This is a genomic window from Sphingomonas quercus, from assembly GCF_018863195.1.
Taxonomy (GTDB): domain Bacteria; phylum Pseudomonadota; class Alphaproteobacteria; order Sphingomonadales; family Sphingomonadaceae; genus Solisphingomonas; species Solisphingomonas quercus.
The window spans coordinates 112,226-135,311 of the sequence record NZ_JAHKRT010000002.1 but is presented as its reverse complement, the minus strand read 5'-3'; the positions used below and the strand labels follow the sequence as shown (position 1 = coordinate 135,311).

Sequence of the window (23,086 nt, the reverse complement as noted above, 5' to 3'; positions counted from 1 at the left end):
TCCCCGGCCCCATAATAGGACGGGAGCACGTCCGAACGAGCCCAGTCGGTTGCTTAGCCAAGCTTTTCGGCCCGTGCAACAGCCAAACCGCATCCCCGACAGTCACAAATCGCATAGGTTACTGCCGGTTACGCGGTTCAGTGACGACTGGCGGCAAAGTTCGCGGTTCGCCGCACCGATGTTTACCCGAAACGTTCCAGACGCTTAGCAGCCGGAGCCATCCCGGTTGCGCGATCCAACGCCTATGGATCAATTAGTTTCCGAAAAGGTCCGGCCCGCCGAGCGAGGCGAAACGATCCATCTCATCTAGATAGATACGTTGCAGGTAGGCCACGTCCTCGGGCTCCAGCCGGGAGGGGTAGGCGATATCGGGCGCCACGCGGACGAGACGCGGCGCAATCCGTCCCGCAGGCCGGGCGATTCCGAGGAAATCCGCGATTCTGGCGAGCACCGCATCGGGATCAGACTTGAGGTCGGCCGAGCGCAGCAACAGCAACTGCCCGCGCGGGAACAGGGACAGCGCGCGGGCCAGCTGGCTGCCATAGAAGCCGCGCTCGACATAGGAGAAGACGCGGTGGTGGCCGGGGAAGGGCAGTGCATCGGCCATGCGTCGCCGCCCGTCGCGGATGCACCAGGCGAAGGGCTCGGTCTCCTTGCGCTTGGCATATTCCATCTGCCACTGCGACCATGCCCGCGCCACCGGGTCGCGGAACAGCAGGATCAGCTTCATCTCCGGATTGTAGCGGGCGATCCGCTCCAGCGCTGGCGGCCAGTAGAGATAGATCGGCGTCGCCTCGCCACGTAGCCGGCCGTCATCCGGGAAGAGCGCGTGATAGGGCGCGTAATCCGGGCTCGCCCAGTCTACGCGCGTCTCATCGTCGAAGAAATGCGCTTCCTTGACGTCGGGCAGCACCAGATCGGGCAGGCCGCGCAGATATTCGAACAGCGCGCTCGTGCCGCCTTTCTGCACCCCGGCGACGAGGAAGGCGACCTTCCCCGCGGTCACCGTTCGCGCATCGCCGTCCGCATCGCCTCGGTCATCGGCCCGAGCAGCCAGTCGAGGATGGTGCGGCTGCCGGTGACGATGTTGACGACCGCCGGCATGCCCGGCGTCATGCGCACGTCCGGCCCGGCCCGGGCAAGCTCGCCCGGATCGACGCTGACGCGGACATTGTAATAGGATTCGTGCGTCGCCTCGTCGCTCGTCGCATCGGGCGCGACGAGGGTGACATGGCCGCGCACCGGCGGCGTGGTGCGCGGATTATAGGCGGTCAGCGTCACGTCCGCCGGCAGGCCGACGCGCACCGAGGCGATGTCGTTCGGGCGGACGCGGGTGTTGATCGTCACCTTGGTGCCCTCGGGCACGATCTGCAGCAGCGTCTCGGTGGGGCCGGCGACGCCGCCCTCGGTGAACTGGGTGAGATTGAAGACGTGGCCGGAGACGGGCGCGCGCACCTCGGTCTGGGCGAGCGATTCCACGGCGGCGCGCACCTTCGGTCCGGCGTCGGTCAGCCGCTCCTGCGCCTGGCGGATGCCGTCGGCGGCGTCGGTCTGGCGCTTGTCGTCGAGCTGGGCGATCTGCAGGCGAATCTCGCCGATCGCCTGCCGCGTACGGCCGATGTCGGAGGTGATCTGGCCGCGCTGGCCCTTGATGCCGGCCGCCGACCGCTCCAGCGCGAGCAGGCGCGTCTTCGGGGCGTAGCCGTCGCGGGCGAGCTCGCGCACGCCCTGCAGCTCGTCGATGATCGTCTCGCCCTGGCTGTCGACCGCGGCGGCCTGCGCCTGCAGGCCCTGGATCTGCGTTTCGAGCTGCTGGGCCTGGCCCGACAGCACCGCCGCCTGGCTGCGATAGAGCGTCATCCGCGACGCGAACAGGGTGCGCTGGCCGGCAAGCAGCATGCCGACATTGGGGTCGGACTGGCGGGCAAGAAGGTCGGCCGGGAAATCGACCTGCGCGGCATTGGCAGCCTCGGCCTGGAAACGGGCGAGGTTGGCCTCGGCGGAATCATAGGCCGACTGGTAGATGTCGCGCGCCGCCTGCGCCTGGACGCGGTCGAACTGGATGAGCAGCTGGCCGGCCTTCACCGCCTGCCCCTCGCGCACCAGGATGCGGCGGATGGTGCCGCCTTCGCGATGCTTGAGCGTCTTGGCGCTGCCCTCGACGCGGACGATGCCGGGCGCCACCACCGCGCCCGAGATCGACGCAATCGCCGCCCACAGCAGCAGCCCGAAGACCAGCACCAGCACGACCAGCGAGCCGGCAACGATCGGGCGGCGCAGCTGCAGCCGCGCGATCTCGCCGTCGGTAATGTCCACTTCGGTGAAGCCGGGGACATGCTGCATTTCGTCAGCCGGCTGGCGGCGGCGGAGCAGGCGGTCGATATCGTGCAGCATATTCATGGCCGGGCCTCCGCCGGAACATTGGGTGCCTCGTCGGCGCCAGGGGGCGCGGCGGGCGGCCTGACGGCCCTGGTCCTGGCGGCCTGCAGCGCTGCCTGACGCCGCTCGGTAAGGGCCTTCACGATCTCCTCGCGGGGGCCGTAGCCGGCCATCTGGCCGTTGTTGAGCAGCAGGATCTTGTCGGCATGCTCGAACGCCGAGGTCTTGTGGGAGATGACGATGACGGTGGCGCCACGCTCCTTCATCCGCGCCATCGCCTGATTGAGCGCGGCCTCGCCGTCATTGTCGAGATTGGCGTTGGGCTCGTCCAGCACCACCACCTTGGGATCGCCGAACACGGTGCGCGCCAGCCCGACGCGCTGGCGCTGGCCGGCGGACAGCGCCTGGCCGCCCTCGCCAAGCTCCGTCTCATAGCCCTTGGGCAGGCGCAGGATCATCTCATGGGCATTGGCGGTCTGCGCGGCCTTGACGACCTCCTCGTCCGTCGCCTCCGGGCGGAAGCGGCAGATATTGTCGCGCACCGTGCCGGTGAACAGTTCGGTATCCTGAGGCAGGTAGGCGACGTGGTGGCCGAAATCCTCGCGATCCCAGGTGTAGACGTCGGCGCCGTCGAGCCGCACCGTGCCCGAATTGGGCTTCCAGATGCCGCACAACAAACGCGCCAGCGTCGACTTGCCGGCGCCCGACGGCCCCGCAATGCCGACGAAATCGCCCGGATTGACGCGGAAATTCAGGTTGATGAGGGTCAGCGCCGCGGCGCCCTGCGGGGCGAAGCTGACATTCTCCACCGTCAGCCCGCCCTGCGGCACCGGCAACTGGGTCACCGGCACCGGCGGCTCATAGCCTTCCAGCGTCGCCTCCAGCCGGCGATAGGACTGCATCGCCTCGAACAGGATCCGCCACGATCCGACGATGCGCTCGATCGGCGCCAGCGCGCGCGAAGCGAGGATCATGTTGGCGAACAACATCCCGGACGGGATCGAGCGCTCCATCACCAGATAGGCGCCGGCGGCCACCGTCAGGATCTGGATCAGCATCCGCACGAAGCGGATCGAGCCGGAATAGAAGCTGGTCCGTTCGCCGGACCTGACCCCCGCCGCCACCGAGATGTGGCGCAGCCGCGCCCATTGCCGGCCGAGCGTCGGCAGCATGCCGAGCGCGCGCACCACCTCGCCATTGCGTAGTGCCGCGTCGGTGAAGACGTAGCTTTGCAAGGCGGCGTTCGTCGCCTCCTTCATCGGCTCCTTGGTGGCGCGCTCCTGCAGGATCGTGAAAACGACGAGGAATATGCCGCCGAAGAAAGTGATCGCGCCGATCAGCGGGTCGATGATGAACAGGATCAGCAGGAAGATCGGGATCCACGGCACGTCGAACAGCGCCCCGATCGCCGGCCCGGACACCGCCTGACGCACGGTGTCGAGATCGCGCAGCGACTGGGAGCGCGTGCCCTGGCGGCGCACCGCGGCGTCGAACAGCGCCGCGAAGGTGCGGCTGGCGAGTTGCGCATCGAACACCACGCCGAAGCCGGTCAGCACCTGCGCGCGATAATGGTCGATCACCGAGGAAACGAGGAACACGAACGCCGCGCCCAGCGTCAGCACCATCAGCGTCGGCAGTGAATGGCTGGTCAGCACCCGGCTGTACACCTGATTGGTGTAGAGCGGCAGCGCCAGGTAGAGCAGGTTCGAGACCAGGCCGAACAGCGCCGCGAAGGCGAACGGCCCATAACCCAGGCGCAGTGCGCGCAGCAGCGGCCCCGGCTCGTTCGGGTTCTTGGCCTTCGGGAGCGGGTTCAGCGCCATGGATGATCTCGGTTCATGATATATGGGCCTAGCGGACCGCGTCCGGCGGCGTAGCGGGTCGATCGGGCAGCGCGCCGGTGCGCGGCAGGCCGCCGGGCAGCTCGGACGCCGGCACGACGCGGCTCTGGTTGATCGGCACCAGGGGCTGTTCCGTCAAGGCGGCGCCGGGCTTTTCGGGCAGCGCCGGCGCCTGATCCGGACGCGGCGCGCCCTCGCCGGTGAGGTTGGCGGACAGCGGGCGGCGCACCGCCGCCGAGCCGATGCGGTCCAGCCCCATCGCGATCGGCTCGAGCGGGGTCATGCCGGCGTGGCGGACCCGGCGGAAATTCTCCTCCGGATCATAGACCTCGACATCACTCGCGATCGTCTTTGCCCGCAGCGTGCCGACCGCCGCGAGCAGCGACCCGCGGGCGACATATTCGCTGTAGCGGCTCTGCAGGAAATTGAGCTGCGCGGCCTGCAATTCCTGCTCGGCGTTGAGCGTGTCGATGGTCGAGCGCAGGCCGTTGCGCTGCTCGCGCTGCATGCCGGCGAAGGCGAGCTGGGCCGATTCCACCTGCCGCTGGCCGGCGACGAGCGCCACGCGGGCGGCCGAAAGCTGGCTCCAGGCCAGCGTCACCGCCTGCATCGCGGCGCGGCGCGCCTGATCGATACCCACCTGATCGGCGGAGTTGCGCGCATCCGCCTCGCGCACCCGGGATTGGATGGCACCGCTGTTGAACAGCGGCTGGGACAGCGTCACCTGCCCGGTGAGCGTCTTGCGCGCGCTGCGCCCGTCGATGTGGAGCAGATCATTGCTATAGGATGCCTGGCCCGCGACGCTGATCGAGAAGCCGCGCTCGCCGCGCACCGATGCGGCCTCCGCGCTCGACACCTGCTCGACGAGCCGGGCAACGGACAGATCGGGGTTGTTGTCCTCGGCCCGGACGAAAGCGTCGTCGATCGAGGTCGGCATCGGCCCGATGTCAGGCAGCGGCGCGAGCGTCCCCGGATTGTGGCCGACCACCTGGAGATACTGGCCGCGGCTGACGGCTAGGCTCGCCTCCAGCGACGCCAGCTGGAGCTCGGCGGCCGCGAGGCGTGAATCCGCCTGCCCGACGTCGGTAAGGGTGACGTCGCCGACCCGGCGGCGGGCGATATTCTCGCGCAGCTGATCCTGCAGCACAGTGACGTTCTCGCGTCCGACCGCCAGCCGCGCCTCGTCGCGCAGCACGGCGGCGTAGACGGAGATGACGTTCTGGACGAGCTGCTGCTCGGTGGCGCGGAGTTGCTCCTGACCGGCGAGCACATTTGCCCGCGCCGCCGCCAGCGAGCCGCGCAGCCGGCCCGAGCTATAGAGCGGCTGATTGAGCGACAGGGTGGCGGTATTGGTCTCCTGATCCTGCACGGCGAGCCCGCCGACGGTGATGCGGCTCTTGCCAGCGCTGATCTGGCCGTTGAGCTGCGGCCCATAGGCGGCGCGGGCCTGCACATAGCCCTCGTCGTTCGCCTTCTGGCGGAAGCGCTGCTCGTTGAGCGCGGGATTGCGGGCATAGGCAGCCGCTACCGCATCGGCCAGCGTCTCGGCCGAGACCGGATGGGCGATGAACGCCAGCCCCGCCGCGAGGACCAGTTTCGACCATGAACGTGCGGATAGGGAGATGGGCTTCACCGTGCCGTCATTTCTGGCCCGCAGGTCCGGTTTATTGGCGGGCGGCGCTGCCATAGCCGGGTTCCTTGGCGAGTCAATGTGTCTGGGGGGTTACAGCCACGACTTCAGACTCTAGAGGGGGCCATGGGGAGAATGGCAATAAGGGCGGACGGGTGATCGGCTGGTTCAGGAAACGCGGGACGCCAAGCGCCCGCGACCGGGGTGACGCCTTTCGGGATGCGCGAGCCTGGGCCGAGGCGGCAGACGAATATCGGCGATGGCTGGCGTCCCGCCCGAACGACGCAGCGATCTGGATCCAGCTCGGCCACATGCTCGGCGAACTCGGCGATCTGGAGGGTGCCGACACTGCCTATCGCCAGGCGGCGGCGCTCACCCCGGACGATGCCGATCTCGCCTTGTGCCGCGGCCGGCTGGCCCAGCGCGCCGGCGATCTCGACGCCGCGCGCCTGCTCTACGAACGCAGCCAGGCGCTGGACGGCAATCCGCACGCCGCCAATGCGCTGGCGCAGCTCGCCCCGCCGGAGAGCGCCCCCATCCCGGAGCCGCGCTACGCCGGCCGGGTCGACGGCTGGCTGCATTATTACCTGTCGGGCCTCGCCTATCCGGGCGATGATGAAGCCGACGCCCATATCGAGCTCAGCCGCGACGGCGCGGTGATCAGCCGGGCGCCGCTCCAGGCGCCGGGCGAGGATGGCGGCCGACGTTTCGAGGCGAAAGCCGATTATCCGGGCGAGTCGGCCGAGATCACCGTGCGATTGATGCCGGCCGGCCTGGAGCTCGATCATTCACCGGTGCTGCTCATCGCGCCGCCGCTCCCGCGCCCGGATTCGCCGCCGGCCTGGGCGGTCGACATCCTCACCCTGAAGCCGCTGCCCGAGGAGGCGCGCGCCGGCGAGGTGGCGCTGTTCGTCACCCATTCGCCAGCCGGGACGATCAAGCCGCACGTGCTGCCTTATGTCGCGGCGCTCGGCGAGGCCGGCATCGCCGTGTTGCTGATCGTCGTCACCGATCGCCCGGTCGAGCTGCCGCAGCCGCTCGTCGATCAGGCGGCGGGCGTCATCGTCCGCGCCAATGCCGGCTGGGATTTCGGCGCCTGGGCGCATGTGCTGCACCTCGATCCGGGCCTGTACGGCGCGCACCGTCTCTATCTCCTCAACGACAGTCTCTACGGCCCCTCCAGCCCGGCCAGCCTCGCTGCGATAATCGCCCGGGTGCGGGATAATCCGGCCGATCTCGTCGGCCTTACCGCCAGCCATGAATGGCATTGGCATATCCAGAGCTATTTCCTGGCGCTCGGCCCGCGCCTCATGTCCTCCTATGCTCTGCACGATTTCATGCGCGACGTGCGCCTGCTCGACGAGAAGGACGCGGTGATCCACGCCTATGAGGCGCGGCTGACCAGCCGGCTCGAGGAGGCCGGCCACTCGGTGGCCGTGCTGTTCGACAGCCCGGCGGCGATCAATCCCACTCTGTTCGACTGGCGCGGCCTGATCGAGCGCGGCTTTCCGTTCGTGAAGCTGCTGCTGCTGCGCGGCGCCTTTGCCGAGGCGGATATCGACGGCTGGCGCGAGACGCTCGCCGAGGCCGGCTTCGACCTCGACCTGCTGAGCTCGGTGCTGCTGCCAGCGCCATCGGGCATTCCCGACAGCGGCGAGCGCCACCTGCTCGCCCGCTGGCCGGCGCTGCCGCCGCTACCGGAACGGCCGTTGCGCGTCGCTTTTTTCGGGCCGTGGAACCACGATAACGGCCTCGGCGCGGCCAGCCGCAACCTGATCGTGGCGCTGCGCCGCACCGGCGCGCGCATCAACCTGTCGCCGGTGCGCAAGCCCTTCCACGTCCACCGCCCGCTCGGCCCCTCGGCCGATATCAGGGAGTTCGAAGGGCCGGCCGACATCGCGCTGGTCCATCTCAATCCGGACAGCTGGCACCTGCTCGACGATACCCAGCGCCACGCCATCCTCCGCGCCGGGCGCCGTATCGGCTATTGGGTCTGGGAGATGGAGACGCTGCCGCCGGCGTGGAATGCCGATCTGTGGAACGTCGACCGCATCTGGGCGCCCAGCCAGTGGTGCGCGGAGGTGTTCGCGCGCGAAACCGACGCCACCGTCGACGTCATCCCCCATCCGCTGCCGCCGGAAGACCGCTCGGGCGATCGCTCCCTCATCGAGCGACTCGGCGTCCGCGATGGCGAGCGCACCATCCTTTATGTGTTCGATGGTTCGAGCTATCTGGTCCGCAAGAACCCGGCGGCGCTGGTCCGCGCCTTCGCCGCCTCCGGCCTGGGCGGGCGCGGCTGGCGGTTGCTGCTCAAGACCAAGCATCTCATGGACCGGCCCGAGGATGGCGCCGCGCTCCGCGAGCTTGCCGAGGGCACACAGGGCGTGCTGCTGATCGACCGGGCGATGGCGGCAGACGAGCTGGCCGGGCTGATGGCGGCCTGCGACATCTATGCCTCGCCCCATTGCGCCGAAGGCTTCGGCCTGACCGTCGCCGAAGCGATGGCGGCGGGGCGCGCGGTCGTCGCCACCGATTATTCGGGCACGCGCGACATGCTCGACCCGGCCACCGGCTGGCCGGTGCGGGCGCGACAATGGGTACTGGACGAGGATCACGGCCATTATCTCGCCGGCTATGGCTGGGCGCGGGTCGACGAGCCGGCGCTGGCCTTCGCGCTGACCGAGGCCGCGGCGGCCGTCGAGGCCGGCGAGCGGACCCGGCAGGAGGCCGCCGCCGCGAGGATCGCCGCGATGCTCGCCCCCGATGCGGTGGCGGCGCGGATGGCGGAGAGCTTTCGCGACACGCTGGCCGCGCCGCCGCGGCGCGCACCGGTGCCGCGTGTCGCCGGCGACATCGCGCGCGGCCTGCCGCTCGACAGCGATCTGTTCGGGCCGCTGGTGGCGGCCTCGATCTTCCCGGGGCCGGTCGCGGACGGCGACAGCCCGTGGGTGGCGCTGCTGCCGCGAGGCACGCTTGCCGCGCCGACGCTGGAGACGGTGATCGCGCGCTGGGCGGCGGCGCGGCCGGATGCGGCGCTGTTCATCGGCGACGATTTCGCCCGCGATGACCCCGACCAGCTCCGCCTGTTCCCGGAGTTCGACCCCGCCCTGCTCGCCGCGCGCGGCTATGACGAGGCGGCGCTGGTCATCCGGCGCGACGCGCTGGCGCGGCTCGGCGAGGCGGAGGGCGCGGACGATCTGCTGCTCCGTGCGGCGGCTGCCGGCCTCTCGATCGTGCGGCTGCCGGAGGTGCTGATGGCGCGACATGCGGCCCGGCCAGCCGCCGATGCCGCCGCCCGGCAGGCGCTGCTCGCGCGGCACCTGCCCGAGCTTGAGGTCACGCCCGGCCAGGCACCCGGCCTGCTCGAGGTGGCGCGGCGCTTCGCGCCCGGGGAGGCGCCGGCGGTGACGCTGATCGTGCCGACGCGGCGCAGCGCGATCCCCGGCACGGATCGGCCCTATGTCGCCCGCCTGCTCGACGCGCTGGGGCAGACGGACTGGCCGATGGAGCGGCTGTCGGTGATCGTCGGCGACGATATCGCCGGCCGGCCGGACTGGGCGGAAGCGCCGCGCCCCTATCGCCTGCGCCATATCGAGACCCCGCGCGCCGAGGGCAGCGCGTTCAACTATGCCGCCAAGATGAACGGCCTGTGGCGGGCGGCAGAGACAGAACAGCTCGTCTTCCTCAACGACGATCTGATCCCGGAGGATGGCGGCTGGCTCAAGGCCCTGCTCACCTTCGCGGTCGAGCGTGATGTCGGCGGCGTCGGCGCCCGGCTCAGCTACGAGGACGGCCGGGTGCAGCATGCCGGGATCATGCCCTACGCCGGCCGCGTCGGACATGCCTGGGCCGGCCGCGCCGATTTCGCTGGGACCTATCAGGATTGGGCGCTGGCCCAGCGGCAATGGTCGATGGTGACGGGGGCGGTGTTCGCGACGCGGGCCTCGGCGATGGCGGCGGTGAACGGCTTCGACGAGGCCTTCACCCTCGAATATAACGACATCGACCTGTGCCTCCGGCTGCGCGCGGCGGGCTATCGCATCGTCTACACGCCGGCGGCGCGGCTGGTGCACGCCGAGAAGGCGTCACGCGGCGAGGTACTGCCGCGCGGAGACGAGATCGCCGCCTTTCTCGCGCGCTGGCAGGAATGGCTCGCCGACGACCCGGCGTGGCACCCGCTGCTCGACGCGCCGGCGCTCGAAGTGACGCCCCGCCACGCGAACCAGCCCTGGTATGGCTGACGTTCAGACGAAGTCGCTGGCCTCGATCATCCCCGGCTGGGTGTTGGCGATGCGGATGGCACTGTCGATCTGGCCGGCGCCGTTATTGCCCCAGAACAGCCAGGTCTCGCCGCCGATGCCGACGATGGCGAGATCGCCTGTCCCCGGCTGGCCGTCGAGCAGCGACTGGGCATAGGCATAGCCCGCGGCAAGGTCGGCCTGGTTGCCGCCGTGCAGCAGGACGTGGCTGCCGAGGCTGAGATGATCGACGCCGTCCTGCCAGTCGGCAATGGCATCGGCGGCGCCGCCGGTCGGCCCGGACATGGTGAAGGCCGCGTCGGTGCCGGTGAACAGGAACAGGTCCGCCCCCGCGCCGCCGAACAGCACGTCGATGCCGCCGCCGCCGCTCAGGCGATCGTCGCCGACATCGCCCATCAGCGTGTCCTGCCCGGCATCGCCGAACAACTCGTCATTGTCCTGGCCGCCGCGCGCCAGATCATTGCCCTCGCCGCCATAGAGGCGATCCTGGCCGCGATTGCCGTTCATCACGTCATTGCCGTCGTCGCCACGCAGGACGTCATTGTCGGCGCCGCCCTGGATGCGATCCGATCCGGCGCCGCCGGACAGCTGGTCATTGCCGGCATTGCCCTGCAGATAGTCGCTGCCATTGCCGCCGGCGAGCACGTCGTCGCCATCGGCGCCAGTCGAGGCGGCGCGGCCGTAGAGATGGTCATTGCCGTCCCCGCCGGACAGCTGGTCATTGCCGGCGCCGCCGAACAGCACGTCGTGGCCGCCCCCGCCCACCACCGTGTCGTTGCCGCTGCCGCCGGTCACCGTGCGGCTGATCGCGTCGGCAAGGGTGATCATGCCGCCGAGCGCGCCGGCGATCTCGACCGTCGGCACCGCGCCGGCGACGCTGACCGGCCCGGCGCCGGTCCACACGCGCAGCGTGTCGCCGTTGACGACATCGAGCTTCATGTTGAGGGTGCCGGACTGGAAGCCGATCGAAACCGTGCCGGCCAGCCCGCCGCCCGACAGCATCGCCGTGCCGCTGCCCGAGACATGATCGATCTGCCAGCCGCCGCTGGCGTAGCTGACGCCGGCGCGGCCGCTGATCGTCACCGCGAGATCGCCGCGACCCTCGCCTGCCGAATAAAAGCCGTCATGGTCCCTGTCGGTATAGGCGACACCGAGCAGATAGCGCCCGGCGCCGGACCGCACCCCGAAATCCTGGGTGACGACGTTGGGCCCGACCGGCGTCGCCGGGTTGCTCTCGATGAGCACGCCGATGCCGACCTCGTTGAAGCGCGCGTTCATGATGTTGTCGCGGTGGCCGGCCGGATTCTGCATGCCGTTGGCGCCGTCGCCCCAGTCGACCATGAAGCCGGCATGGGCGTAGAGCATGTCATCGGCATAGGCGTAGACATTCTCGCCGATCGAGCTCCAGCCGGTATAGCCGGTCGCATAGACCCGGCTGGCGAAATCGGCCTCGCCGCTCGCCTGATGGGTCTGCACCTGCTGGTCGATCATCACCTGATCATGGGTTCGCGCGCCGGCGGCGAGATTGTCGTTCCACGCCACCGCCGCGACCGGCGTCAGCGCCGCATAGGCCGCCTGCAGGGCCTGGCCGTTGACGTGGAAGTAATTGAGCGCGGCACGGATGTCCGCGTCGCCCGAGGTGAGCGGCGCATAGGAGCTGATGTAGCGCGCCGCGCTGCCGAGCGGATCGAGCCGCGTCTCGTTCAGATATTCGAGCAGCAGCTGCTCCTGGTCCGTAGGTCCGGCCATCCTCGTCCTTTCACGGACAGCGGCAGCGCCACCAACGGCGCAACCGGCTGTCCTTCCTTAAAAAACCGATGGCCCTGTTCGCCGATTCACGGTTAACGCCGGCTTCCCCGACATGGTTAACGCGCATCGGACGCGCTGGCTCCGGCCCCGCCCGGCCGATTGGCGTCCCGGGCTGGCGGCGGCGCGCAAGCGGCTCTAGACAGGCGCCGTGCGTGATCCTTCCGATTTCGAGCCGGCGACGAACGACAGCTTCGATGCCGAGCGTTATCTCGCCGCCAATCCCGACGTCGCGCGGCACGTCGCGGCCGGCGGCGATGCCTGGCGCCATTTCGACCGGCATGGCCGTGGCGAAGGGCGCCGCCAGCTCACCGCCGCGGCGATGGGCCTCGCCGGCACGGACAAGGCGCGCAAATATGCCCGCTTCGCCCACCTCCTCGCCGCGGAGAAGGGCGCTGGCGGCCGCTTTGACTTCATCGGCGTCGAGGGCGAATTTCCCGTCGCCTATGGCGGCATGCCCCATGACCTCCACGCCTATGACGCGGAGTCGGCCAATCCCGGCCTCGGCGCCTTTGTCGACACGGTGATCGCCCATCCGGACCGGCTCTATCTCGACGTCGGCTGCGGGAGGCGCAGCCGGCATCTCGCCAATTGCCTCTATCTGGAGGTCTATCCGTCGCTGAGCGCGGACGTGGTGATGGCGCCGGCCTGCCGCTATCCGATCGCCGATGCCAGCCTCGACGGCATCGGCTGCTTCGCGGTGATGGAGCATATGGAGGAGCCCTGGGCGGCGGCGGCGGAATTCCGTCGCATGCTCAAGCCCGGCGGCATGGTGTTCATCGACTACCCGTTCCTGGTGCCGGTGCATGGCTACCCATCGCATTATTACAACGCCACGCGCGAAGGGCTGGCGCGGCTGTTCGCGGACGGATTCGAGACGCTGTCGCTGACCACCGAGCCGAACCAGACGCCCGATCAGGCGATAGGCTGGCAGCTGCGCGGCATCGCCGAGGCGATCGCCGACCCCGCCATCCGCGCCGAGATGGAGGCGATGACGGTCGCCGAGCTGATCGCGGCGCCACCCGGCGGCCCGTTCTGGTCGCGCGCGCTGGCCGCCATGCCGGACGCGGCGCGCGCAACCTATGCGGCCGGCAACACGCTGGTCGCGCGGCGGCTTTAGCCGCTACAAGGCCGCCGCATGAGGACGCCGCCGCCCGCATTCGATCCCGCCACCTATCGCGCCCGCAATCCCGCGCTCGCCGCCCTGTCGGACGAGGCGGCGCGGGCGCATTACGAGGCGGAGGGGCGGGCGGCCGGCCTCGTCGCTTCGCCGTTCGCGGTGCGTGAGGGGTTGCTGGGATGGATCGCGGCGGCGCCCTCGGTACTTGAGATCGGCCCGTTCTGCCGGCCGCTGCTGACCGGCGCGCATGTCGACTATCTCGACGTGCTCGATGCCGACGCGCTGCGCGCCCGGGCACGGAAGCTGGGCATGGACCCGGCCGGATGCCCGGAGGTGATCCAGCATGTCGGCGAACTCGCCCAGGTCGACCGCCGCTATGCCGCGGTGGTGAGCAGCCACGCCATCGAGCATCAGCCCGACCTCGTCGCTCATCTGCGCGAGGTGGAGCGGGTGCTGGAGCCCGATGGCGTCTTCTGCCTGCTGATCCCCGACAAGCGTTATTGCTTCGATCATTTCCTGCCCGAAAGCAGCATCGCCGGGGTGTTGCAGGCCTATCGCGAGGGCCGCCGGCGCCACATATTGGCCAGCGTCATCGAGCATGCCGCGCTCACCGCTCATAATGATCCGGAACGGCATTGGGCCGGCGACCATGGCGCTCCGGCGGAGATGCCCGCCAGGCGTGTCGCCGACGCGATCCGGCGGCATGACGAGGCGGGTGGCGGCTATCTCGATGTCCACGCCTGGCAGTTCACGCCGCAGAGCTTCCGCGCGATCATCGATACGCTGCAGGCGCTCGGCCTGATCGGGCTGGAGGTGGCGGGCGTCTACGACACGGCGCGTGGCCGCAACGAGTTCGTCGCCATCCTCCGCCCCGACCGCCAGGCCGCGCAGCGGCTGCGCGCGGCGGCGGAGCACATCCGGGTGATCGCGCTGCAGACTGCCGACGCCGACCGCTATGCCGCGATGCTGGCCATCACCCAGCCCAATGTCGCCGAATATTGCCGTCGCCATGGCTATGGCTACGAGGCCTATATCGGCATCAAGCGCGGCTTCCATCCGTGGCAGGCCTCCTACAATCGCATCGCCATGCTGAGCGAGCTGGTGGCGCGGGGCTATGACGGCTGGGTGCTGTACATGGATGCCGACGCCTGGGTCGCCGATCTCGATTTCGATCTCGCCGCCTATCTCGCCCGCCATCGCGATCGCGCAGCGATCATCGCCACCGCCGGGGTGACGCCGGCGCGCTGGGACGTCAATGACGGCGTGATGCTGATCAATCTCGGCCACCCGACGGGCCGCGCGCTGGTCGCGCGGTGGCAGGCGCTGTTCGATGAACGCCTGCCCGACGCGCGGCTGCGCGAGGCGGTGGAATGGGTCGGCGAGGATAACGACCAGGACCTGCTGCAGCGGCTGCTGCGCGAGGACTCGACGCTCGCCGACGCCGTGCTGGTGGAGAGCATGGCGGTGCTCAACGGGCCGGCGGCGCGCTTCGTGCGCCAGCATCTGCGTGCCCATACCGCGGATTTCCGGGAGCGGATGCGTGCGCTCGCCGAGGCGGTGGCGGATTCGTTCCGGCTTGGCGAAGCAGCGCCGCCGATCCCGACGACTGCGGCCGACCAGCGCTGGCGCTGGCGCCTCGCGCGCCCGATCGGGCACGAGCCGGCGCTGGCCGAGGCGCCGTTGCCGGCGCCGCGCCCGGCGCTTGCGGAGCGGGCGATCGAGGCGTGGCGGGCCGGCGGCGGCAAGCCCAGAAACAGCCGCCCGCACGAGGCGGCCCTCGCCGAGGCGCTCGATCGCGGCGATGCGGAGGCGGTGGCGGCAATGCTCGCCGGGCTGGGGCGCGACGCGGCCGGGCAAGGCCTGCTCGGTGGCGCGCAGCAGCATGGACGCGCCCGCGATCCGGTGTTCGCGTACCGGCTGGCGCTGATCGCGCAGGACCGGATGGTCTCGCTCGCCGAGGCGGTGGGGGCGCTCCCCCTCGAGGATCCGGAAGACGGGCCGTGGGGCGTCAACGCCGCGCTCGCGCCGCCCGCCTTGTGGGCGATGATCGCCGGGGCAATCGGCGCCGACATCACCCCGCCGGACCAGATCGGCGGCCATCTCGGCCTCGCCACCGGCGGCGCGATCGTCCATCTCCGCATGATCGAAGGGCTCCACGCCGCATGGCGGCTGCGCCAGCTGGGCAGCTCCCGGGTGATCGAGATCGGCGGTGCCGCCGGCCTCGCCGCCGCATATGCCGCCCGGCTCGGCCTCGGCCATGTCACCGTCGATGGGCCGCTGCGCCGCGCGATCCAGGCCTATGTCGCCGGCGGACGCACCGCCGGAACGCTCACCGAGGCGGGGCCCGCCGATACGCTGCTGGTGAACGAGGCAACCGGCGCCCTCACCCAGGCGTTGCTGGCCGACGCGCGCGAGGCCGGCATCGTGCGCGCCCTGATCATCGACGGGGACGCCGGGCTCGCCGGCATCGCCGGCCGGATGACGGACGCGGGCTGGCGCCTGATTTCGCGCAACCGTCATTGGTTGAGGCCAGGCGCGATCGAGTCTGTCTGGGAACCCGGACGCAGGTTATGACGCAGCGCGGCGAACGCTGGACGGCACATTAGGTTCGGGGCACAGATAAGAGATGCAATTCAAGTACAAGAAGTCAGCCGGGATTCCCGTGACCGCGGCGACACACCGGCGCATCGCGCTCGGCAATGCCGCGCGCGCCCGCCGGGAGCATGCGGAGGCCGCCGAGCATTACCGGCAGGCGCTCGCGCTCGACCCCAATCTCGGCCACATCTGGATCCAGCTCGGCCATATGCTCAAGGATGCCGGCGACCGGCACGGCGCCGAAGTCGCCTATCGCCGCGCGGTGGAGATCGGCAGCGGCAGCGGAGAAGGCTGGCTGCATCTCGGCCATCTCGCCAAGCGGAGCGGGTCGATGCATCTCGCCATCCGCAACTACTACCAGGCGCTCCAGGTGGAGCCGACCAACGCCGACGCCATGACCGAGCTGCACCGCGCGCTCGGCCGCGCCGCGGGCCATGAAAGGCACATGATCACCGAATTCCTGTCCAACGCGCTGCAGGCGCCACGCCCGGCACCGATCGCCGCCAATGATTCGACGCCATCGACGCAGGTGCTGGCCAGCAAGGCGCGACGCGCACTGGAAACGCTCGCCGCCGATCTCGGCAGCGGCGAGGGCGCGGCCATCCGCGACGCCGTTTCGGTCGTCGCCACGCTGGAGGAGCGCATCGCCACCCGTGACAAGGGTCCGGCCGAGGGCAAGGCGGCGCTGGTCTTCGACGCCTCCGACCTGATCGGCTATTACGGCCACGCCCGCCTGCCCACCGGCATCCAGCGCGTGCAGATCGAGGCGATCACCTCCGCGATTCGCGAGGAAGCGCGCGCGGTGCATATCTGCTGCTTCATCGACGGGCGGGACGACTGGCTGGAATGGCCGATCGACCAGTTCCTCTCGATCACCGAACTCGCCGTGAAGAGCGGCGAGCGCAACGATCGCGAATGGATCGCCGCGCTCAACAATTTGCAGCTCACCCTGGCTTTGGCCGAGCCGTTCGAATTTCCGGACGGCGCCTATCTGATCAATCTCGGCACCAGCTGGTGGCTGCACAATTATTTCCTGTTCGTGCGCCAGGCCAAGGCCAGGCATGGCATCCGCTACATCCCCTTCGTCCATGATTTCATCCCGATCATCACGCCCGAGCATTGCGTGCGCGGGCTGACCCAGGATTTCATCACCTGGGCGCTGGGCGTGTTCGAACACGCCGATTGCTTCCTGGTGAATTCGGAGGCGACCAAGCGCGACCTGCTCTCCGTAGCGCGCACGCTGGAGAAGAATGTCGATCCCGACGATGTCGCGGTGATCCGGCTCGACGCGGATTTCCGCAAGCCGGGGGTGGCGACGCTCGATCGCTCGTCGCTGGCCCGCTGGGGGCTGGGCGACGAGCCGTTCGTGCTGTTCGTCTCGACCATCGAGAGCCGCAAGGGCCATGTCGTCGCGCTCGACGCCTGGCTGGAGCTGATCCGCCGCCACGGCCGCAAGGCGCCGAAGCTGGTCTGCGTCGGCAAGAATGGCTGGCTGAACGATGCCGTGTTCCAGCGGCTGGAAAGCTCGGACGAGCTGAAGCGGCGGGTGACGATCCTGTCCTATCTGTCCGACGAGGAGCTGTCGCTGCTCTACCGGACCTGTCAGTTCACCATCTATCCCAGCCTTTATGAGGGCTGGGGCCTGCCTGTCACCGAGGCGCTCTGCTACGGCAAGGCGGTGGTCGCGGCCGACAGCTCGTCATTGCCGGAGGCCGGCGGCGAGTTCGCCGTCTATGTCGAGGCCGGCGCCGTCCGCCAGCTCGCCGACGCCGCCGAGCGCATGGCGTTCGACGCCGAGTGGCGCCACGGCTGGGAGGCGAAGATCGCCGCCGGCTTCGCCCCGCGCAACTGGCGCGACATCGCCGCCCAGATCGACCATGAGGCGATCCGCCTGGCCGAGCGCAAGGCGGCGGCCGACGGCAATCGCGGCTTCCGCCCGCCGGAGGCGGTGCTCGGCAGGTGGCACCCGATCAGCACCAATCTCGAGACCCGCATCTGGACCGGCGCCGGCACCGGCGAGATATTCCGCGCCGGGCTGGGCTGGCTGTGGCCGACCGGCGACGGCTGCTGGACACGGCCGCAGGGGGCCGAGCTCGCCATCGGGCTGCCCCGCGGCCACGGCCCGCTGCGCGTCTACATGCTGCTGTGGGGCCTGCCGGAGCAGGAATGCCCGTGGAAGCTTCGCATCAAGGGCCGCCCGCCGCTGTCGGGGACGCTCGCCCCGGAGGAGAAGAAGTGGATCAGCTTCGACTATCCGGCCGCTGACGATGACGGCGTGCTGCGCATGCGGCTGAACGGCCAGACCGCCGAGGCGATCACGATGAACACCAGCGGCTCCGAGAAGGAATATTTTGCGTCACTCGGCGTCGCCGGCTTCTTCATCTGCGACGCCGATGACGGCGCGGCGCGCGCGGCGCTGCTGGAGGCGGCGGCGCTCGGCAATCTGGCGGACATCTCCGCCTATGCAGAGCGACTGCCGGCTCCGGACGCCGAGGCTGGCGACGGCTGGGACGAGGCCTGAAGCCCGCCCGGTCGCCGACAGATGCGGCTGGACCACCATGGCTCCGTCATGCACAGCGGAAACGGGCCTGCGGGGGGAAGACAGAGTGAGCATCATCCTGTTCCAGACTGCGGACCCGGTCCGCTATCGCGAGATGCTGGAGGCGACGTCACGCACGGCGATCGAATTCTGCCGGCGCCACGGCCATGGGTATGAAAGCTATGTCGGCATCAAGCGCGGCGTCCATCCCTGGCAGGCGACGTTCAATCGCATGTTCCAGTATCAGGAGCTGGTGGCGCGCGGCTTTCGAGGCTGGGGCCTCTATCTGGACGCTGACGCCTATGTCCACGACCTCGACTTCAACCTCGCGGGCTATCTCGCCGACAAGCTCGATCGCGCCGCCGTGCTGGTGCCCTCGGGCGACACGCCGGACATGCCGTGGAACATCAATGCCGGCGTGACTCTCGTCAATCTCGGCCATCCACTCGGCCGCGACCTCGTCGCACGCTGGCTGGCGCTTTATCAGGCCAAGTCGGACGGATGGATCGCCGGAACGGCGCAGTGGCCGGAAGACGATAATGATCAGTATATGCTGTTCAGCCTGCTGCGCGACCATGTCGAGCTGCGCGAGGCGGTGCACTATGAATCGCGGGACCTGATCAATTCCGATCATGCCCGCTTCATCCGCCAGAAGCTGCGCGCCTATCTGCCCGATCAGGCGGAGCGGACGCGTGCGCTGAAGCTGATCACCGACGAGGTGCTGGGAGGAAGCACGAGCGAGGGGCCGGCAGCTCAGCTCGGCCCGCTGGTCGCCACCGCCACCTATCGCGCCCTGCTCCACCGCGATCCGGATTCAGAGGGTCTCGCCGGGTTCAGCGCCCATGTCCGCGCGCGGGGGCTGGAGCGCGGCATCGAGGAGATGATCGCCGCTATCGCCGACAGTCCGGAATATCGCGCGCTCCGCGAGCGCAGGGCCTGATCGGGACGGGGGGCAGCGGCCCCCCGGGAGTGATGGTGCGGTCGAGAAGACTCGAACTTCCACGGCCTTTCGGCCACAACGACCTCAACGTTGCGCGTCTACCAGTTCCGCCACGACCGCACATCGAACGTCCGCCGAGGCAACCCGGCATCCGGTAGGCGCGTGCCTCTAGCAGCGGTCCGCCCCCCACGCAACCGCCTCGATGGACAAGATCGCAACATCGCGATCGACCAAGGATTTCAGACCTGCGGCGCCGGCCCGGGCTTCAGATGAATGGTGCGCGCGGCCTGCGGCACGTCGACCTCGGCGGAGTTGAAATCGGCGCTGGCCCCGGGCGCGAGGCGGGTGACGGGCGCGCCGATCGTCCAGTTATAGACGGCGCGGCCCTGAGCATCGCGCAGCTCGGCGCGGATATCCGGGACGCGCACCGGCTTGCTGGTCGGATTGGTGACGCGGCCGGCCACCGACAGCAGCTCGTTGCCGCTGTCCATCGGTCGGCGCTCGGGCGTGCTGGTGAAGCTGATGACCAGCGGCGAGCCGGTCGCGGCCTCGGCCCTGCTCAGCCGGTCGCCGACGCCGCCGACATTGGCGCGCACGGCGAAGAAGGCGGCGGCCCCGAGCACGAGCACCGCGACGAGCAGCCACAGCAGCCATTTCAGCGCCGAACGCGGGCGCGGCTCGAACGGCGGCTGGTAATCGAACGGGCTGGGGCCGGCGTCCGCCGCCTCGGCCTCGGCGACAAGGCCGGCGGGCGGCGGCGGGGGCGGCACGGCGGGCGCCACCGGCAGCGGCGGCGCGGAGGGATGGGCCGGCGGCGGCACCTCGCGGGAGGCGACGGGCGAATGCGGCCGCTCGGCGACAACCGACGGGGCGGCGCCGGCCGGCTCCGGCGGCGCACCGGCCTGATCGGCCGCGGTGATGCCGTCAATGTGCCAGCGATTCCCGCAGGCGGCGCATTTCAGCTTCCGTCCGCTTGCCCCGATGGCCGCCTCGGGCACATCGTAGCGCGTCCCGCACTCCGGACAGGAAATGATCATCGCTGCCGCTCCTTCATCATCCCGTCTTCGACGCATTTACCTTGACGAACGATTCTTAGGCCCACGCGACTCCGGCTGGCAAGCGTTGCCGCGTCGCTCAGGTTGAAAGGCCGGGTGGCGGCATGCGATGGCGGAAGGGATGGCAGCGATCGTCCAGTTCGAAAATGTCGGCCTGCGCTATGGCACGACCGCGGAAACGCTGCGCGACCTGTCGTTCACGCTGGCGCGGGGCGGCTTTTATTTCCTGACCGGCCCCTCCGGCGCGGGCAAGACATCGCTGCTGCGCCTGCTCTATCTCGATCAGCGGCCGAGCCGCGGCACGGTGCGCCTGTTCGACCAGGATGTCGCCGCGATCCCGCGCGATCGGCTGCCGGCGATGCGGCGGCGGATCGGGGTGGTGTTCCAGGATTTCCGTCTCGTCCCGCACCTCAGCACCTATGACAATGTCGCATTGCCGCTGCGCGTGGCGGGGCTGGACGAGGCGGAACTGGCGCGGCCGGTGAACGAGATGCTCGATTGGGTGGGGCTGAGTGATCGCGCCCGCGCACGGCCGGCGACCTTGTCCGGCGGCGAGCAGCAGCGCGTTGCCATTGCCCGCGCGGTGATCACCCGGCCCGAGCTGGTCATCGCCGACGAGCCGACCGGCAATGTCGATCCTGAGATGGCCGGCCGGCTGCTCTACCTGCTCGAGGCGCTGAACGGGCTCGGCACCACCGTCGTCGTCGCCACCCATGACCTCCACCTGCTCGGCCGCGTCGCGCGCGCCCGCACATTGCGCCTGGACCGGGGACGGCTGTCCCAGCCGGCCGGCGCCGGTCGCCATTCTGCGGTGCCGGCATGAGCCGCGATCCGCTGTCGCGCCTGCTTCCCGAAGGCTGGCTGGCCGGGCCGATGCCCTGGGTGATCGCGGCGATGGCCTTCCTCGCCGGCCTGTCGCTGGCGAGCGGCTTCGCGCTCAACACCGCGGCGCGCGGGCTCGGCGAGGATCTCGCCCGCCGCGCGACGGTGCAGATCGTCACCGCCGATGCGCCGGCGCGCGACCGTCAGGCGGCGGCAGCCCTCGTCCGGCTGAAGACGATGCCCAGCGTCGCCGCGGCCCGCGCGCTCGGCAGCGACGAGCTTGACACGCTGCTCGCGCCATGGCTCGGCCCCGGGGCGAGCCGCGAGCTGCCAATGCCGGCGATGATCGACGTGACGCTGCGGGCGGATGCCGCCGCCGACATGGATGCGCTCGCCCGCGCGCTGGCCGCCGTCGCCCCCGACGCGCGGATCGACCGGCATGACGCCGCGCTCGCCCCGCTCGCCGGGCTGGTCAAGGCACTGCGGCTGGTGGCCGGCGTGCTGGCGGCGATCGTCGTCGCGACGATGGGCGGCGTAATCGGACTGGCTACGCGCAGCGCGCTCGACAGTCATCGCGAAACCGTGGCCATCCTCCACCTGCTCGGCGCCACCGACGCGCAGGTGGCGCGGCTGTTCGCCCGACGGCTGGCGATCGACGCGGCGGTCGGCGCGGCAGTCGGCGTGGTGGCGGCGGCGACCGTGCTGTTGTTGCTGGGCCGGGCGCTGGCGGCGCTCGATTCAGGGCTGGCGGCGATGGCGGCGCCGGGCTGGCCGGTGCGCATCGCGCTGATCATGCTGGCCCCGGCCGTGGCGCTGCTCGCCGCCGCGGCGGCGCGCACCACCGTCGTCCGCGCGCTGAGGCGAGTGCCGTGATCGGGCGGCTGCTGTCCATCCTGCTGCTCGGCTGGGTCGCCGGCTTCGTGCTGTTCGTCGTCACGCTACAGCAGCCGCCCGACAAGCTGAACACCGACGCCATCGTCGTGCTCACCGGCGGCAGCGGGCGGATCGAGCGCGGCCTCGCCCTGCTCTCCGCCGGCCGGGCGCGGCGCATGCTGATCTCCGGCGTCGACCGCACCGTCCGCACCCACGAGCTGGCGATGCGCTACCCGGGGCATGCGACCAGCTTCGCCTGCTGCGTCGATCTCGGCCGCGAGGCGGTGGACACGCGCTCCAACGCCGAGGAGACGGCGGCGTGGATGATGGCGCGCCATTATCGCTCCGTCCGGCTCGTCACCACCGACTGGCACATGCCGCGCGGACGCTTTGAGCTGGCGCACGCGCTGCATCAGGCCGGTGCCGTCGTCGAGATCGTACCCGAGCCGGTGCGCAGCGAGCCGGGGCTGAGCGCGCTGGTGCGCGAATATAACAAATATCTGCTGCGACGTGCGGCGGTGCTTGCGGGGAAATGATGGATCGTCTGCGCAGCCTGGTGTTCTCCATCGTCTTCCTGACCGGAACGGCGATGGCCATCGCCATCGGATTCGGCTTCGCCCTGGCGGGGCAGCGGGCGCTATCCCGCTATGTGACGGCGTGGACCCGCTTCCACGCGCTCTGCGCGCGGCTGATCCTCGGCATCCACACCCGCATCGAGGGCCGCTTGCCGGAGGGGCCGGCGCTGATCGCAGCCAAGCATGAGTCGATGTACGAAACGCTGGAGCTGGTCCGCATCCTTCCCTTCCCGGCGGTGGTGGTGAAGCGCGAGCTCACCGATTTTCCCGGCTGGCGGTGGGTGACGGCGCTGTACGGCCTGGTGCCCGTCGACCGCGAGGCTTCGGCCAAGGCGCTGCGGGCGATGCTGAAGGCGGCCGAACGGCTGAACACCGAGCATCGTTCGCTGGTCATCTTTCCCGAGGGCACGCGCGTCCGGCCGGGCGAAGAGCCGCCGCTGCAGGCCGGCTTCGCCGGCCTTTATCGGGCGATGGGCATGCCCGTGGTCCCGGTTGCCATCGACAGCGGCCGGCTGTGGCCGCGCAAGGGGCCGAAGCATCGCGGGATCGTCACCTTCCGGTTCGGCGCGCCTATTCCCCCCGGCCTGCCCCGCGCCGAGATCGAACGCCGGGTGCATGAGGCGATCAACGCCCTCCACCACTGACCGGCGAT

15 protein-coding genes and 1 tRNA gene are annotated in these 23,086 nt (G+C 70.0%); 9 read left to right on the top strand and 7 right to left on the bottom strand.

Features of this window, described 5'->3' with window-relative positions:
• Positions 1-253: 253 nt before the first annotated feature.
• From KOF26_RS03850 to KOF26_RS03835, 4 genes are read right to left on the bottom strand one after another with little or no spacing between them, the layout of a single operon-like run.
• Positions 254-1,006: a sulfotransferase domain-containing protein gene (locus tag KOF26_RS03850; protein ID WP_216320425.1), complete on the bottom strand. Its 753-nt coding sequence runs from the start codon at positions 1,004-1,006 to the stop codon at positions 254-256.
• Positions 1,003-2,400, bottom strand: coding sequence for an HlyD family type I secretion periplasmic adaptor subunit (locus KOF26_RS03845; RefSeq protein ID WP_216320422.1), 1,398 nt, complete (start codon positions 2,398-2,400; stop codon positions 1,003-1,005). Before KOF26_RS03845 ends, KOF26_RS03850 begins: the two co-directional genes overlap by 4 nt.
• A complete protein-coding gene (locus tag KOF26_RS03840) occupies positions 2,397-4,202 on the bottom strand; it encodes a type I secretion system permease/ATPase (RefSeq protein WP_216320419.1) in 1,806 nt (601 codons plus the stop codon). Before KOF26_RS03840 ends, KOF26_RS03845 begins: the two co-directional genes overlap by 4 nt.
• Before the next feature lie 28 nt (positions 4,203-4,230).
• Positions 4,231-5,907 (bottom strand): TolC family outer membrane protein, encoded by a 1,677-nt coding sequence (locus KOF26_RS03835; RefSeq protein ID WP_216320415.1) that lies wholly within the window; start codon positions 5,905-5,907, stop codon positions 4,231-4,233.
• A 98-nt stretch (positions 5,908-6,005) separates the two neighbouring features.
• Here KOF26_RS03835 and KOF26_RS03830 point away from each other — a divergent pair, with 98 nt between their 5' ends.
• Entirely contained in the window at positions 6,006-10,091 is a 4,086-nt protein-coding gene (locus KOF26_RS03830; RefSeq protein ID WP_216320413.1) for a rhamnan synthesis F family protein, read from the top strand.
• A 3-nt stretch (positions 10,092-10,094) separates the two neighbouring features.
• Here the strand turns inward: KOF26_RS03830 and KOF26_RS03825 are convergent, their stop codons facing one another.
• A complete protein-coding gene (locus tag KOF26_RS03825; RefSeq protein ID WP_216320410.1) occupies positions 10,095-11,858 on the bottom strand; it encodes a CAP domain-containing protein in 1,764 nt (587 codons plus the stop codon).
• Positions 11,859-12,066: 208 nt separating this feature from the next.
• On the opposite strand from KOF26_RS03825, the gene KOF26_RS16980 reads away from it, so the two are divergent.
• The 4 genes from KOF26_RS16980 to KOF26_RS03805 all read left to right on the top strand — a co-directional run bounded on the left by KOF26_RS16980 (position 12,067) and on the right by KOF26_RS03805 (position 19,109).
• On the top strand, positions 12,067-13,035 hold the full coding sequence (locus tag KOF26_RS16980) for a class I SAM-dependent methyltransferase (protein WP_216320407.1): 969 nt from the start codon (positions 12,067-12,069) through the stop codon (positions 13,033-13,035).
• An 18-nt stretch (positions 13,036-13,053) separates the two neighbouring features.
• Positions 13,054-15,609, top strand: a complete 2,556-nt coding sequence (locus KOF26_RS03815; RefSeq protein WP_216320404.1) for a methyltransferase domain-containing protein — start codon at positions 13,054-13,056, stop codon at positions 15,607-15,609.
• Positions 15,610-15,697: 88 nt separating this feature from the next.
• Positions 15,698-18,151 carry a glycosyltransferase gene (locus tag KOF26_RS03810; protein ID WP_216320401.1) on the top strand — a complete coding sequence of 818 codons (2,454 nt, stop codon included), beginning with the start codon at positions 15,698-15,700 and terminating at the stop codon, positions 18,149-18,151.
• 85 nt (positions 18,152-18,236) lie between these two features.
• Positions 18,237-19,109, top strand: a complete 873-nt coding sequence (locus KOF26_RS03805; RefSeq protein ID WP_216320398.1) for a glycosyltransferase family protein — start codon at positions 18,237-18,239, stop codon at positions 19,107-19,109.
• Positions 19,110-19,142: 33 nt separating this feature from the next.
• Here KOF26_RS03805 and KOF26_RS03800 read toward each other — a convergent pair.
• Both KOF26_RS03800 and KOF26_RS03795 read right to left on the bottom strand, forming a co-directional pair.
• Positions 19,143-19,229, bottom strand: a tRNA-Leu gene (locus KOF26_RS03800).
• Between the two features lie 119 nt (positions 19,230-19,348).
• The gene (locus KOF26_RS03795) at positions 19,349-20,146 is read right to left on the bottom strand and encodes a zinc-ribbon domain-containing protein (protein WP_216320395.1); all 798 of its coding nucleotides are present in this window, start codon (positions 20,144-20,146) and stop codon (positions 19,349-19,351) included.
• Positions 20,147-20,285: 139 nt separating this feature from the next.
• On the opposite strand from KOF26_RS03795, the gene ftsE reads away from it, so the two are divergent.
• The 4 genes from ftsE to KOF26_RS03775 are packed head-to-tail and all read left to right on the top strand — an operon-like array spanning position 20,286 to position 23,078.
• Entirely contained in the window at positions 20,286-20,987 is a 702-nt protein-coding gene (ftsE, locus tag KOF26_RS03790; RefSeq protein WP_216320392.1) for a cell division ATP-binding protein FtsE, read from the top strand.
• Entirely contained in the window at positions 20,984-21,859 is an 876-nt protein-coding gene (locus KOF26_RS03785) for a cell division protein FtsX (RefSeq protein WP_216320389.1), read from the top strand. The genes ftsE and KOF26_RS03785 overlap by 4 nt, the downstream gene beginning before the upstream one ends.
• Positions 21,856-22,395: a YdcF family protein gene (locus KOF26_RS03780; protein WP_216320386.1), complete on the top strand. Its 540-nt coding sequence runs from the start codon at positions 21,856-21,858 to the stop codon at positions 22,393-22,395. The genes KOF26_RS03785 and KOF26_RS03780 overlap by 4 nt, the downstream gene beginning before the upstream one ends.
• On the top strand, positions 22,392-23,078 hold the full coding sequence (locus KOF26_RS03775) for a lysophospholipid acyltransferase family protein (RefSeq protein ID WP_363181755.1): 687 nt from the start codon (positions 22,392-22,394) through the stop codon (positions 23,076-23,078). The genes KOF26_RS03780 and KOF26_RS03775 overlap by 4 nt, the downstream gene beginning before the upstream one ends.
• Positions 23,079-23,086: the final 8 nt, after the last annotated feature.

What these genes read in the sequence shown, in the direction of transcription:
- KOF26_RS03795 (WP_216320395.1), bottom strand. Translation starts at nt 20,146, where the DNA reads ATGATCATTTCCTGTCCGGAGTGCGGGACGCGCTACGATGTGCCCGAG.
- ftsE (WP_216320392.1), top strand. Translation starts at nt 20,286, where the DNA reads ATGGCAGCGATCGTCCAGTTCGAAAATGTCGGCCTGCGCTATGGCACG.
- KOF26_RS03785 (WP_216320389.1), top strand. Translation starts at nt 20,984, where the DNA reads ATGAGCCGCGATCCGCTGTCGCGCCTGCTTCCCGAAGGCTGGCTGGCC.
- KOF26_RS03825 (WP_216320410.1), bottom strand. Translation starts at nt 11,858, where the DNA reads ATGGCCGGACCTACGGACCAGGAGCAGCTGCTGCTCGAATATCTGAAC.
- KOF26_RS03775 (WP_363181755.1), top strand. Translation starts at nt 22,392, where the DNA reads ATGATGGATCGTCTGCGCAGCCTGGTGTTCTCCATCGTCTTCCTGACC.
- KOF26_RS03840 (WP_216320419.1), bottom strand. Translation starts at nt 4,202, where the DNA reads ATGGCGCTGAACCCGCTCCCGAAGGCCAAGAACCCGAACGAGCCGGGG.
- KOF26_RS03815 (WP_216320404.1), top strand. Translation starts at nt 13,054, where the DNA reads ATGAGGACGCCGCCGCCCGCATTCGATCCCGCCACCTATCGCGCCCGC.
- KOF26_RS03845 (WP_216320422.1), bottom strand. Translation starts at nt 2,400, where the DNA reads ATGAATATGCTGCACGATATCGACCGCCTGCTCCGCCGCCGCCAGCCG.
- KOF26_RS03835 (WP_216320415.1), bottom strand. Translation starts at nt 5,907, where the DNA reads ATGGCAGCGCCGCCCGCCAATAAACCGGACCTGCGGGCCAGAAATGAC.